At 70.8% G+C, this 12,811-nt stretch carries 11 protein-coding genes; 3 read left to right on the forward strand and 8 right to left on the reverse strand.

Annotated features, from left to right (window positions below; all coding sequences use genetic code 11):
* The first annotated feature begins 2 nt into the window (after positions 1 to 2).
* Complete coding sequence (locus tag ACFYX4_RS06690; RefSeq protein WP_389327019.1) at positions 3 to 536, forward strand: alkyl hydroperoxide reductase; 534 nt, start codon at positions 3 to 5, stop codon at positions 534 to 536.
* Positions 537 to 792: 256 nt separating this feature from the next.
* On the opposite strand, the gene ACFYX4_RS06695 is transcribed toward ACFYX4_RS06690, so the two are convergent.
* From ACFYX4_RS06695 to ACFYX4_RS06730, 8 genes are all read right to left on the reverse strand, one after another.
* Positions 793 to 2,133, reverse strand: a complete 1,341-nt coding sequence (locus tag ACFYX4_RS06695; RefSeq protein WP_389327022.1) for an AI-2E family transporter — start codon at positions 2,131 to 2,133, stop codon at positions 793 to 795.
* Between the two features lie 145 nt (positions 2,134 to 2,278).
* On the reverse strand, positions 2,279 to 3,013 hold the full coding sequence (locus ACFYX4_RS06700) for a transglycosylase SLT domain-containing protein (protein ID WP_389327025.1): 735 nt from the start codon (positions 3,011 to 3,013) through the stop codon (positions 2,279 to 2,281).
* A gap of 61 nt (positions 3,014 to 3,074) precedes the next feature.
* Positions 3,075 to 3,758, reverse strand: coding sequence for a transglycosylase SLT domain-containing protein (locus tag ACFYX4_RS06705; protein WP_389327029.1), 684 nt, complete (start codon positions 3,756 to 3,758; stop codon positions 3,075 to 3,077).
* A 415-nt stretch (positions 3,759 to 4,173) separates the two neighbouring features.
* Positions 4,174 to 5,499, reverse strand: coding sequence for a PhoH family protein (locus ACFYX4_RS06710; RefSeq protein ID WP_389327033.1), 1,326 nt, complete (start codon positions 5,497 to 5,499; stop codon positions 4,174 to 4,176).
* 978 nt (positions 5,500 to 6,477) lie between these two features.
* Entirely contained in the window at positions 6,478 to 7,251 is a 774-nt protein-coding gene (locus ACFYX4_RS06715) for an isoprenyl transferase (protein ID WP_389327036.1), read from the reverse strand.
* A gap of 958 nt (positions 7,252 to 8,209) precedes the next feature.
* Complete coding sequence (locus ACFYX4_RS06720) at positions 8,210 to 9,013, reverse strand: class I SAM-dependent methyltransferase (protein ID WP_389327039.1); 804 nt, start codon at positions 9,011 to 9,013, stop codon at positions 8,210 to 8,212.
* 43 nt (positions 9,014 to 9,056) lie between these two features.
* Positions 9,057 to 9,932 carry an LLM class flavin-dependent oxidoreductase gene (locus tag ACFYX4_RS06725; protein ID WP_389327042.1) on the reverse strand — a complete coding sequence of 292 codons (876 nt, stop codon included), beginning with the start codon at positions 9,930 to 9,932 and terminating at the stop codon, positions 9,057 to 9,059.
* 40 nt (positions 9,933 to 9,972) lie between these two features.
* Positions 9,973 to 10,587 (reverse strand): dihydrofolate reductase family protein, encoded by a 615-nt coding sequence (locus tag ACFYX4_RS06730; protein WP_389327045.1) that lies wholly within the window; start codon positions 10,585 to 10,587, stop codon positions 9,973 to 9,975.
* A gap of 263 nt (positions 10,588 to 10,850) precedes the next feature.
* Between ACFYX4_RS06730 and ACFYX4_RS06735 the strand changes: the two genes are divergently transcribed.
* Together ACFYX4_RS06735 and ACFYX4_RS06740 are read left to right on the forward strand one after the other, a co-directional pair.
* Positions 10,851 to 11,195, forward strand: coding sequence for a DUF192 domain-containing protein (locus tag ACFYX4_RS06735; protein WP_389327048.1), 345 nt, complete (start codon positions 10,851 to 10,853; stop codon positions 11,193 to 11,195).
* A gap of 46 nt (positions 11,196 to 11,241) precedes the next feature.
* Positions 11,242 to 12,771 (forward strand): S1 RNA-binding domain-containing protein, encoded by a 1,530-nt coding sequence (locus ACFYX4_RS06740; RefSeq protein WP_389327051.1) that lies wholly within the window; start codon positions 11,242 to 11,244, stop codon positions 12,769 to 12,771.
* The last annotated feature ends 40 nt before the right edge of the window (positions 12,772 to 12,811 follow it).

Genomic DNA, 12,811 nt, shown 5'->3' on the forward strand with positions numbered 1-12,811 from the left:
AGATGGCCCTCGACACCCTGAAGGCGCGGATACCTGACTACGCCAAGGACCTGAAGCTCAACCTGGGCTCGGTCATCGGCAACTCCGACCTTCCCGCGCAGCAGCTGTGGGGCACGGTGCTGGCGACCGCGATCGCCTCGCGCTCCCCCATCGTCCTGCGGGAGCTGGAGCCGGAGGCGAAGGCGAACCTGTCGCCGGAGGCGTACACGGCCGCGAAGTCCGCCGCCGCGGTGATGGCGATGAACAACGTGTTCTACCGGACGCGGCATCTGCTGTCCGACCACGAGTACGGCAATCTGCGGGCCGGTCTGCGGATGAACGTCATCGGCAACCCCGGGGTCGACAAGGTCGACTTCGAGCTGTGGTCGTTCGCCGTCTCCGCGATCAACGGCTGCGGGATGTGCCTCGACTCGCACGAGCAGGTGCTGCGCAAGGCGGGCGTCGAGCGTGAGGTGATCCAGGAGGCGTTCAAGATCGCCTCGGTGATCCAGGCGGTCGGCGTCACGCTGGACGCGGAGTCGATCCTCTCCGAGTAACCGTGCGACGTGCCGCGGGCCCCGTTCACTTGATGGTGAGCGGGGCCCGCCCGTTTGTCGCCCCCGCCGCCCCTACCCGTCCCGTGCCTGGGGGGCTGCCGCCCCCCAGACCCCCCGCTTCGGCCCTGAACGGGCCTCGTCCTCAGACGCCGGACGGGCTGGATGTCCTCACCCTTTTCCCAACCGAGTCGGGCGGTGGGTGGGCATAGGCCGGGGGTCTGGGGGCGGAGCCCCCAGGGACGGGAACACCTCGGTATCACGAAGGCGGGGCAGCCGGAGGTAGGTCCTCCGCCGGCGGCGCGCTCACCGGGGCCACCGACGTAGCCGTGGCCCCCCGAGGCCGCGGCGCCTGCCGCACCGCCGCCTCCCGCGAATACGCGTGCAAATACCCCACCACCGTGTTCGTGACGGCCACCAGCGGCACGGCCACCACCGCTCCCCCGATCCCCGCCACCAACCCACCACAGGCCACCGCCAGCACCACGGCCAGCGGATGCACCCGCACCGCCCGCCCCAGGATGAACGGCTGGAGGATGTGCCCCTCGATCTGCTGCACCGCCAGCACCACCGCCAGCGTCATCACCGCGGTGAACACGCCCTGCGTCACCAGCGCCACCACCACCGCGAGCGCGCCGGAGGCGACCGCGCCGACCAGCGGGATGAAGGAGAACAGGAAGATGAAGACGGCGAGCGGCACCGCCATGGGCACGTCGAGGAAGTAGATGCCGAGGCCGATGAAGATGGCGTCGATGAGCGCGACCACCACCGTGCCGCGGACGTACGCCGTCAGCGTCGCCCACGCGCGCGGGCCCGCGCCGGCGACGCCCGGCCGCGCCGCTGCGGGCACCAGCTTCAGCGTCCACTCCCAGATCCGCTTGCCGTCGTAGAGCAGGAACAGCGTCGAGAAGAACGCCAGCAGGATGCCGGTGAGCGCCTCGACGACGACGGTGACGCCCTCCAGGCCCGCCGAGGTGATCTGCTCGGTGTTGGCTCCGACCGCTTCGCGCAGGTTCTGGGCGATGCCGTTGATCTGCTTGTCGGTGACGTGGAAGGGGCTGTTGAGCAGCCAGCGGCGCAGATCCTCGATGCCGTCCTGGACCTGGTCGGAGAGGTTGTCGATGTTCTCCATGACCTGCCAGGTCACGAACCAGCCCATCAGGCCGATGACGACGAACCCGAGGATGCCCGTCAGCGCGGTCGCGAGCCCCTGGGGCACCCCGCGCCGGCGGAGCCGGGCGACGGTGGGCTCCAGGAGCGCCGTCAGCAGCAGCGACACCACGAAGGCCAGCACGACGAGTTGGACCGCGCTGATGATCTTCATCAGGACCCAGACGGTCCCCGCCAGCACCAGCAGCCGCCAGCCCGCCTCGGCGGCGACCCGCACCCCCCACGGCACGACCTGCGCGGGGTCGGGGCGCGGGACGCGCGGCGGCAGTTCCTCGGGGAGGACCTCGGCGTAGGTCTCGGCGCCGCGCTCCGGCGGCGGTCCCGCCTCCTCGACCTCCCGCTCGGCCTCGGCGCGGCGCTTGTCGAGCCGCTCACCCATCTCGCTCAGACCGGCGCCCAGCCGACCGAGCCACCCTGGCAGTCTCGACATGTCCGTCCTCTTCCCCCGTCTCTCCCCACCGGTCCCCCCCTCCAGTCGCCCTGGAGTCCTCGGCTCCGACCGTACAGTGCGAAAGCCCCTCACCCGGGGACGGGGAGGGGCTCTTCGCCGATGGAGCGCCAGGGCGGGGCGGGGCTCAGTAGGAGCCGTTGGCCAGCCAGAAGTCCCAGGCCTCGCAGGGACTGCCGTAGCGGTCGTTCATGTAGTTCAGGCCCCACTTGATCTGCGTGGCCGGGTTGGTCCGCCAGTCCGCGCCGACGGACGACATCTTCGACCCGGGGTAGGCCTGGACGAGACCGTAGGCGCCCGAGGAGGGGTTGACGGCCCGGTAGTTCCAAGTGGACTCGTGGTCCACGATGTTGCTGAAGCACTGGAACTGCCCGCTCGGCACGATCTGCCGGGCGATGGCCTTGACCTCGGAGACGGTGTACGACGCCTGCTGCGGGAAGCTGCCGGTGCTCCCCGAGGTCCCCGAGGAGGCGGAGTCGTCGGCCGCGGCCTTGGCGGACTTGGCCTGCGCCTCGGCGAGGTCCTTGGCGTCCTGGGCCGCCTTCTCCTTGGCCACGGCGGCCTTCTGCTTGGCCACCGCGTCCTTGGCGGCCTGCTTGCGGGCCGACTCCTCCGCCGACTTGCGGGCGGTGAAGTCCGCGGCGATGGCCTGGGCGTCGGCCTGCTGGGTCAGCGAGGCCGTCTGCACCTGGGCCTGCTGTCCTACCGGTAAGTCGGCGAGGAGGGTGGAGTCGCTCGCCTTCGTCTCGGCCTCGTTGCCGGGCTGTCCGGTGCCGGCCTGGGCCACGCCCATGACCGCGCCGACAGTGGTGACCGCGGTGGCCGACACCACGGCGAATCCTCTGGCCGGTATCCGGCTCACACGGTTTCCTTACTGCTGCGTCGTCAGATGGAAGGGTGCGCGCGGCCGGAGCCGCGAGAGCTCAGTACCAGTTGTTGGCCTGCCAGAACGACCAGGCGTCACAGGGGCTGCCGTAGCGGTCGTTCATGTAGTTCAGGCCCCACTTGATCTGCGTGGCCGGGTTGGTCCGCCAGTCGGCGCCCGCGGAGGAGTACTTGCCGGCCGGCAGGGCCTGGAAGAGGCCGTAGGCGCCCGAGGAGGGGTTGACCGCGTCGATCCGCCAGTCGGACTCGTGGTCCACGATGTTGCTGAAGCACTGGAACTGCCCGCTGGGGACCATCTGCCGTGCCATCGCCTGGATCTGCGCGACGGTGTAGGAGTCCTGGATCGGGAAGTCGGCCGAGCTGCGGCTCGCCGCGGACTTGGCCTCGGCGCGCTCCTTCGCCTCCTTGGCCGCCTTCTCGGCGGCCTCCTTCTTGGCGACGGCGGTCTTGGCCGCGGCCTTGCGAGCGGCTTCCTCGGCGCCCTTCTTGGCGCTCTCGTCGGCGGCGATCGCCTGGACGCTGGCCTGCTGCGTCAGGGACGCGGTCTGGACCTGCGCCTGCTGGCCGACCGGTATGTCCGCGAGGAGAGTCGAGTCGCCGGCCGTCGTTTCTGCGTCGTTGGGCTGCGCGGTGCTGCCCGAGGCAACGCCGACGACGCTTCCGACAGCGGTGACCGCCGTGGCCGAGGCCACTGCGAATCCCCGGACCGAGATCCGGCTCACACGGTTTTCCTTCCAGCATCGCCCGCCTCGGTGACCCTGGCGGACGCGATCGTGCCCCTTGGCGCTGGCCTCCAACTGCGGGGTCACGGAGGCGCGGGCCCGGTGGGCAACTCCCGGCAAGGGAGAGCCGTGTGATGCTCGGGCGGCATACGACGTAGGTATGGAGTTGACGGTGCTGCTGTGCTGCGTACCGCTGGGGGTACACGTGTGTCGTATGCGGGGCCTGACAGGAATGAGACTTTGCCGTAACCGGACGCCGCTAGGCAATTCCGAGTTGCGTGTGAAAGCTCACATCCCGTTTGGCCCTGGTGATTTCGTGGTTCGCCCCCACACGAAGGCGCCGCCCGGCTAGGCTCACAGCCTTTGCCGGACGGCGCCAACTACCGTATGGCCTCCGCGAACCGGGGTGTCCCGGTCAGATCTGAACGTCCTCCAGCAATTCGGTCACAAGGGCGGCGATCTGGGACCTCTCGGACCGGTTCAGGGTGACGTGCGCGAAAAGCGGATGCCCCTTCAGTTTCTCCACGACGGCGACGACACCGTCGTAGCGTCCGACCCGCAGATTGTCCCTTTGCGCCACATCGTGGGTCAGAACGACCCGTGAATTCGCGCCGATCCGGGACAGAACGGTCAGCAGTACATTCCGTTCCAGCGACTGCGCCTCGTCCACGATGACGAACGCGTCGTGGAGCGAGCGGCCGCGGATGTGGGTCAGCGGGAGGACCTCCAGCATGCCGCGGGCGGTGATCTCCTCGATGACCTCGCGGGACGTGACCGCCGACAGCGTGTCGAACACCGCCTGCGCCCAGGGGCTCATCTTCTCGGCCTCGGAGCCCGGCAGATAGCCCAGCTCCTGCCCGCCCACCGCGTACAGCGGGCGGAAGACCATCACCTTCTGGTGCTGACGGCGCTCCAGGACCGCTTCCAGGCCCGCGCACAGCGCCAGCGCCGACTTGCCGGTGCCGGCCCGGCCGCCCATCGACACGATCCCGACGTCCGGGTCGAGCAGCAGGTCCAGCGCGATCCGCTGCTCGGCGCTACGGCCCTTGATGCCGAAGACCTCCCGGTCGCCGCGCACCAGACGGATGTTGCCCTCGGGCGACACCCGGCCGAGCGCCTTGCCGCGCTCGGACTGGATGGTCAGCCCGGTGTGCACGGGGAGGTCCGCGGCCTCCGGGACGTACACGTGCCCTTCCTCGAAGAGGATGTCCACCTGCTCGCCGGACAGGCTCAGTTCGGACATTCCGGTCCAGCCGGAGGAATCCGTGATGGCGAGCTCGGCGCGGTACTCCTCCGCCAGGAGGCCGACCGACGACGCCTTGATCCTGAGCGGGAGGTCCTTCGACACGACGGTGACGTCGAACCCCTCGGCCTGGAGATTGCGGGCCACCGCGAGGATGCGTGAGTCGTTGTCCCCCAGGCGGTAGCCGGTGGGCAGCACGCTGGGGTCCGAGTGGTTGAGCTCGACACGGACGGTACCGCCCAGTTCCCCGATCGGGATGGGCGCGTCTAGGCGTCCGTGCTTCACCCGGTAGTCGTCGAGCAGACGCAGGGCCTGCCGGGCGAAGTACCCGAGTTCGGGATGATGCCGCTTGGCCTCCAGCTCCGTGACCACGACGATGGGGAGCACGACCTCGTGCTCGTCGAAGCGGGTCAGGGCGTTCGGGTCGGCCAGCAGGACGCTGGTGTCGAGAACATAGGTGCGCCGGTCGGGCTTGTGGCGCTTTGTGCTGGTCACCACGGAAGGACGTACCCCCTCGGATGAGGTCGGGGAGCGACGGAGTGGAGCTGGACCGGAGTTCGGCGCCCCTGCGCGGGCCGAAAACCGGCCCTCCGCTGCGTCCGTGCTGACCGCACGATCGGCTGGTGCAAAGGGCCTCCCGGGCGGACGGCCCCGTGCCGTCCGCTGAGATCCGACACCCGTGGTTCGGGCGTCGACCTGCTTGCCTTATGCCCTCGAACACGCGCCGCCATGCCACGGCATATGACGGCGCGCCGGTGAACTCCGTGTTACTTCCGCCCCCGGGCGGGGTATTCGAACGCCCCATTGCCGACCACCCCGGCCGATAGTCGCCCCCGACACCGGAACCCCGGGCCTGCCGCGGCACCCGTTCTTCCCGACCGAGACGACCGCCCCTCGGGCCGCGGCTACCGTCATCCCGGCCGTGTCTACCGTCGTCCCGCCGACGCGACCGTCTCTTTGGCCGGCGGCGACCGTCGTCCCCGCCGCAGCGACCGTCATCCCGGCGCGACGCCGTCCCGGCCGGCGCGGGCAGTCGTCAGCCGTCGTTCCGGCCGCCGCGACCGTCATCCCAGCCGCGGCGAACGTCGTCCCAGCTCGTGACCGCCGCCCCAGCCGCGGCGAACGTCGTCCCAGCTCGTGACCGCCGCCCCAGCCGCGGCGAACGTCGTTCCGGGCGGCGCGACGCCGTCCCGGCCGGCGCGGGCAGTCGTCAGCCGCCGTCGCGGCCGTCGTCCCGGCCTAGCCGACGCCGTCCCGGCCATCGCGGGCAGTCGTCAGCCACCGTGGCGACCAGCGTTCCGCCTGCGGCTAGCGTCGTTCCGACCGAGGCAACCGTCGTCCCCGCCGGCGCGACGCCGTCCCGGTCGGCGCGAGTGGTCGTCAGCCGCCGTGGCGACCGTCGTGCCGGCCTTGGCGACCGCCGTCGTTCCGGCCGTCCCGATGCCGTCCCGGGCGTCGTCGGCCGTCGGGTGGTCGTCAGCCGCCGTAGCGGCGGCCTCGGGCCGCGTAGTCGCGTAGGGCGCGCAGGAAGTCGACCTTGCGGAAGGCCGGCCAGAAGACCTCGCAGAAGTAGTACTCCGAGTGGGCCGTCTGCCACAGCATGAATCCGGAGAGCCGCTGCTCACCGCTGGTGCGGATCACCAGATCGGGGTCGGGCTGGGCCTTGGTGTAGAGGTGGCGGCCGATCATGTCCACGGTGACGGAGTCGGCGAGCTCCTCCATGGGGACGCCCTTGTCCTTGGCGTCGACGATCATGGAGCGCACGGCGTCGGCGATCTCCTGGCGTCCGCCGTAGCCGATGGCGACGTTGACCGTTATCCCGTCGATGTCGGCGGTGGTCTCCTCGGCCTCCTTCAGCGTGCGCTGCATGCCGGCCGGGAGGAGGTCCAGGGTGCCGACGTGGTGCACGCGCCAGCGGCCGTCGGCGGCGAGGGTGCGGACCACGTCCTCGATGATGCCGAGGAGCGGGACGAGTTCTTCCTTGGCCCGGTCGAAGTTGTCCGTCGACAGCAGCCAGAGGGTGACCACCTCGACGTCCGTCTCGGAGCACCAGCCGAGGAACTCCTCGATCTTCTCGGCCCCGGCCCGGTGGCCGTGCACGGTCGTGGAGCCGGCGGCCTTCGCCCAGCGGCGGTTGCCGTCCATGATGACGCCGATGTGCTTGGGCACCTGAGCGTGGTCCAGGTGACCTTCCACCCGGCGTGCGTACAGCCTCACCAACAGGCCGCGCAGCTTGTCGCGCAGGTTCACGTGATTGTCAGCCCCTCTGTGCGGTGGCGGTCCCCGCGAGGCGGAAGCCTACCCCTCCGGGGGTGGCGCCGCGGGTGGGGGTGGGATCGGTGTAAGCGGTTGGCGCCGCTTGACGAGTCACCCGGAGACGGGCAGAAAAACGGGCCGGTCCGTGGGGGGGAGACGGACCGGCCCGAGGGGGGGGTTCCACCATAACCCTTCGTGAGGGATGGTGCGTGCATCAGCGCGCCACAATTACTCTCCGAAGTCGCGCGGCGACGGCGCGGTGGTCGTCGCAGGCAGGTTTTCGGGTGATTCATGGCCGGAATACAGCGGATTCACAGGCGAATCAGGCCGTAGGCGGTGGAAGTGGAGGCTTCAGGGCCACTTCACCTCCGGGCGGGTCGCCGCGCCCGGGTCCCCCCGACGGGCTACCCGGGCGCATGCGTCCCCTTGACGCGGACGGCACCGCGCAGCCCCCTCCTCTGCGCGGTGACGCCCGCGCAGCTTTGCTCACGCGAATTGCCTGACCTTGAACTTACGTGAGGCCGGAGGCTGATGCGAGCCGTTCGCGATAACGATGTGGAAACCGCGTGGAGATGAAGGGTCGCTCTGCTGTGAAGTGACCGTGAATGTCCGATTCCGCGGCCGGTTCCGGGGTGCCGGGGTCACTCCCTTCGCTGTCGGAACGCGAGTGGTGTGACCTTGCCGATCATCCGGGGTGCAGCGAAGGGGCGGGGGCGCGTGCGGCGGTTCCCGGCCAATTCGGCGCGGGCGGCGCGGGACGGCGAGGAGCGCGGTGGGCGGGCCGTCCAGGAGCGTCGGCGGGGGCGTCTGCGGGGGCGTCCGGGAGGGGCGGAAGGCGGCGTGCGCGCCCCGCGGGTGCGCGATCGTGCGCCCGCTTCCCGTTCGTGAACTCCCTTGCGGCCAACTCCCCTGCGGGCAAAAGGGTGTTGAGGCGCGGCCGCCGTCCGCCCGGTCAGTGGGACGTTTTGCGGGCCTCGACGAGATGGCGGGTGCTGTGGGCGACGAACGGGCCCTCGGCCTGGATCCGCTCGTGCAGGGCGCGCAGCCGGGACTCGTAGCCGGTCACGGTGAAGCCCGGCACCATCCACACCACCTTGCGCAGGAAGTGGACGACGGCGGCGATGTCGTGGAACTCGACGCGGAGCCGTTCCGCCCGCACGTCGACGATCTCCAGGCCGGCGGCCTCGGCGTCGGCGCGCTCGCGCTCGGGACGGCGGGCGGCGCTGATCTCGTCCGGCAGGGGGCCGAGGAAGTACTCGACGAGCTCGAAGACGCTGCGCGGGCCCACGTGCTGGGCGAAGTACGTGCCGCCCGGCCGCAGGACCCGGGTGATCTCCGCCCACGGCGGCCGGACCGGGTGCCGGCTGGAGACGAGGTCGAAGGTGTCGTCGGCGAAGGGCAGGGGCGCGTCCTCGGCGGCGGCGACGACCGCGATGCCGCGCGGCCGGAGCAGGGCGGTGGCCTTGGCCACGTTCGCCGGCCAACCCTCGGTGGCCACGGTGAGGACCGGGGCGCGCGGGGCGGCGCGGCCGAGGGCGAAGTCCAGGACCTCCCCGCCCCCGGTCTGCACGTCGAGCGCGGCGCTCGCGACGGCCAGCCGCCCGGCCAGCGAGACGGCGTACCCCCAGGAGGGCCGCGCCTCGGTGGCCCGCCCCTCGAACCAGGAGAAGTCCCATCCTTCGGTGGGCACGGCGGCGCCTTCGGCGACGAGGTCCTCGAAGGTGCGCTTGTTGTCGCGGTCGTCTGCGTCTGTCATCTCACTCACCAGCGGTGTCCGTCTTCACCTGGGATTCGTCGTCTCACTTGACCAGCGGTCGCACGGCGTCCCCGGCGAACCGCACGAAGCCCTCGGGATCGGGTTCGTCGGCCGTCGGGAGGAGGACGACGGTGTCGGCGCCGGCGTCGGCGAACCGCTGGACGGTCTCGGCGACCCGGGCGGCGTCGCCGGCGACGCCGAGTCCGGCGACCCCGGTGAGGCCGCTCGCGGCCAGTTCGCGGTCGAGGCGGGCGGAGGCGTCGGGGCCGGTCGCGGCGAAGAGGTAGACGACGATCCGGTGGGGCCCGGGGTCGCGGCCGGCCGCCGCCCGGCCCTCCTCGACGATCCGGCGGGCCTCGCGCACGCCGTCGGGCGAGAAGGACTCGTTGAGGACGGTGCCGTCCGCGACCTCGCCGGACAGCCGCAGGGTGCGGGGGCCGATACCGCCCACGAGCACTTCGGCGCCGCCCTCCGGCGGCCAGTCCAGGGCGACGTCGTGCAGCGTCACGTACCGGCCCTCGGTGGTGAGCCGCTCGCCGTTCAGCAGGCCGCGCAGGGCGCCGGTGTACTCGCGCAGCAGGGTCAGCGGGGAGGCGGCGCGGGCGCCGACCTGGCCCATCCAGTCCTGGACGCCGTGGCCGACGCCGAGGACGACACGGCCGGGGAACATCCGGTGCAGGGTGGCCGCCTCCATCGCGGTGAGCGCGACGTTGCGCAGCGGGACGGGCATCAGACCGACGCCGATCCGGATCCGCTCGGTCCAGGCGAGCGCGGCCGCCGCCGAGGAGATCCCGGCCTCCCGGAAGCAGTCCTCCCAGAGCCAGAGTTCGTCCAGTCCGGTGCCGTCGGCGAGCCGGGCGATCGCGCGCAGGCGCTCGGGGGGCAACTGGGGGCGGAACACGGCTCCGAGTGCGGTCATGACTTCTTCCTATCCGGCGTCCGCCCCCACGACAACTCCTTTAACGCCCGGCAACTTCCGTCTCAGCCGGAGGTGTTGCTTCCGCCGGCGGCCCGCTCGTGGTGCGCTCGTGGTGGAGGAGGACGACGCCGTTGCCGAAGGTCCGGGTCTCGACGAGCCGGAGATCGGCGGGGGCGGCCTCGGTGAAGAGGGGGGTGCCGGCGCCGACGAGAACAGGGTGGACGTAGATCCGGAACGCGTCGACGAGCCCCTGCCGCAGGAAGGCCGCGGCGAGGTGCGCGCCGCCGAGGATCAGGTCGCCGCCGGGCTCCTCCTTGAGCGCTCTGACCTCCTCGGGGACGACGTCCCGCACGATCGTGGTGTTCCAGTCGGCCCGTTCCAGGGTCCGGGAGTAGACCAGCTTCCGCTTCTCGCGCCAGATTGCGGCGAAGTCGGCCTCGACGGCGGAGACATCGGGGCCCTGGTCGGCCGTCGGCCAGTAGTCGACCATCAGTTGGTGCGTCACCCGGCCGCTCAGGAAGGCGCCCGTATCGCGGAGGAAGTCGTTGAAGTGCTGGTGCAGTTCCTCGTCGACACGGTGCCAGGAGATGTCGCGGCCGGGGGCCTCGATGAAGCCGTCGAGGGAGACGGATGTGGTCAGGACGACGTTGCGCATGGGAGGTGCTCCTCGCGATGTCCGTGGCGTCTGAGAACCACCGTCCCACGGGAACACGCCGTGACGGGGAGGCGGCGGGGATACGGTCGGTTCGTGCCGCGGAGCCGCGCCGCGGTCGGGCTGGGCGGCGCAGGGAGGGGGCGGGGATGGGATCGGAACCGGCGAAGAGGTTCGGCCAGGGACCAGGGCTGGGACGGGGACTGGGACCGGGACGGCGGTTGCGGGACGGACGGGGCACGCTCGTCGTGAAGGACGCGAACGACGTGAACGACGGGACCGACGTGAACGGGGACGCGAGGACGATCCCGCTGGAGATCGCCGCGTCCTACCGGGCCCGGACGAAGGGACTGCTGGGGCGAAACAGGGTCGAGGGGGCGCTGCTGCTCTCCCCCGCCGGCGGCGTGCACACCTTCGGCATGCGCATCCCCATCGACGTCGCCTACCTGAACCGCCGCTTCACCGTCATCGCCGTCCGCACCATGCACCCGAACCGCCTGGGCCTGCCCCGCCTGCGCTCACGACACGTGCTGGAGGCGGAGGCGGGGGTCATGGCGGGGTGGGGGGTGCGGGCGGGGGTGCGGGTGGAGGTGATCGAGGGGGAGCTGTGACGTGGAATCTCGCGGCTCGCGGCATGGCGCACTCCGCATCCGACCCATGCAGGAAGATGAGGATGTGCTGCCCTACGTCTATCGCGTCACCAAGTACGACCCCGCCGACCGCGACGAACACGGCCACTACGTCGGCGCCGAGGACACGATCAGCGATCACGGCCAGGTCGAAGCGGCCTACCTTCAAGCGGTCGAGGCCTTCGCGGTGAGCACCGGAATCGATCACTTGGCCGTTCGCGAGCCGTACGTCTCGTCCCTCGTGCACTTCGGTGTCGAGCCGCCACTGGAGGGATTCGGGCTGGACGGACTCTTCCCGACAGGCCTGTCCGGCTTCCACGACGGGGCGGAGGTACCGCTCGACATCGGGCTGGCACTGGTGAGGGGCATGCTGCGCGACAGCGGAGCCTGGTGTCGGCTGGAGGCGGAGGATGCCTTCGCGGTGCACGTGGGTTGGGACCAGTACCTCTACATCGGCAGCAGCCGGCCCTGCGAGGAGGCACTGTCCCGGACTCGCGCGCTCGGGCTGTTCCCGGAACGCGTGGATGCGTCTCCCTACACCATGGAAACCGATGGCGAAGACGTCCAGCGGCCCGGCGACGACGAATTCTGGGCCGGTCTGCGTTGGGCCGTCGCCGTGCGCCGGGCCGGAATCCTGGAGGAGACACCCGTCGAAGGCGCCTCGCGGTGGCACCGCCTCACCCGTGACACCGTCGACACGGTGCGTGCCGGCCTCGCTCCGCGCGCTCGGCTGGCCGTCTGGCCGGACCTGTCTTCCGACATCGACGCGGTCCTCGGCGCCCTCCCCGCCGAGGGCCTGGTGGAATGCGTCTGGCAGAACGAGGACGGGCGGTTGCAGAGTGCCATAGTCGACGAGGACGGGTTCCCGGAGCTGACCGCCCGGATGTCCGGTGCCGGCGCCGCAGCGCTTCTCCCCATGTACGCCGATGAGCGTGTGCCTCTGTTCACCGCCGTCATGCCCGACAGCGACGGAGTGGTACGGGCTCGCTGGCGGACCGAGCCGACGCCGAGCGACCGGAACTGGGCCCTCCTCAAGACCCTCCACCAAGGTGAGATCGTCACCGGCACCGTGACCCAGATCGCTGCCTTCGGCGTCACTTTCGTGGACATCGGCGGCTTCGAGGCGATGATCAATATCCCTGAGTTGTCATGGCGTCCCGTCAAGCACCCCTCCGACGTCGTTGCCGTCGGTCAGGAGATCCGCGCCACAATCCTCGACGTCGACCCGGTCCGCGAACGCGTGTCACTGTCGCTCAAGGCCCTGCACGAAGATCCGATGCCCCTGCTGACCGGACAGATCGGCCAGACCGTCGTCGGCCGCGTCACCAAGCTCGTACCGTTCGGTGCGTTCGTTCGCATCGAAGAGGCGGAGAACGGTTTCGAGGGGCTGGTGCACAACTCCGAACTGGGCGAGGGGCATCCGGACCATCCGCAGCCGGTCGTCAACGTCGGTGACGCACTACCCGTCAAGATTCTGGACATCGACCTGGTTCAGCGCCGCATCACGCTCTCACACCGGCAAGCGATCTCCGCCGACGGGGACGAACCTGGTGCCTGACAGCGCGCTTGCACCGGAGTCGAGTGCTGGTCGTGGTCGG

This window comes from Streptomyces sp. NPDC002328, from assembly GCF_042890065.1.
In the GTDB taxonomy this organism is placed as follows: Bacteria; Actinomycetota; Actinomycetes; order Streptomycetales; family Streptomycetaceae; genus Streptomyces.

Excerpts from the sequence above, each read along its gene's own strand:
- ACFYX4_RS06690 (WP_389327019.1), top strand. The coding sequence starts at position 3 with ATGGCCCTCGACACCCTGAAGGCGCGGATACCTGACTACGCCAAGGAC.
- ACFYX4_RS06695 (WP_389327022.1), bottom strand. The coding sequence starts at position 2,133 with ATGTCGAGACTGCCAGGGTGGCTCGGTCGGCTGGGCGCCGGTCTGAGC.
- ACFYX4_RS06720 (WP_389327039.1), bottom strand. The coding sequence starts at position 9,013 with ATGACAGACGCAGACGACCGCGACAACAAGCGCACCTTCGAGGACCTC.
- ACFYX4_RS06725 (WP_389327042.1), bottom strand. The coding sequence starts at position 9,932 with ATGACCGCACTCGGAGCCGTGTTCCGCCCCCAGTTGCCCCCCGAGCGC.
- ACFYX4_RS06730 (WP_389327045.1), bottom strand. The coding sequence starts at position 10,587 with ATGCGCAACGTCGTCCTGACCACATCCGTCTCCCTCGACGGCTTCATC.
- ACFYX4_RS06740 (WP_389327051.1), top strand. The coding sequence starts at position 11,242 with ATGCAGGAAGATGAGGATGTGCTGCCCTACGTCTATCGCGTCACCAAG.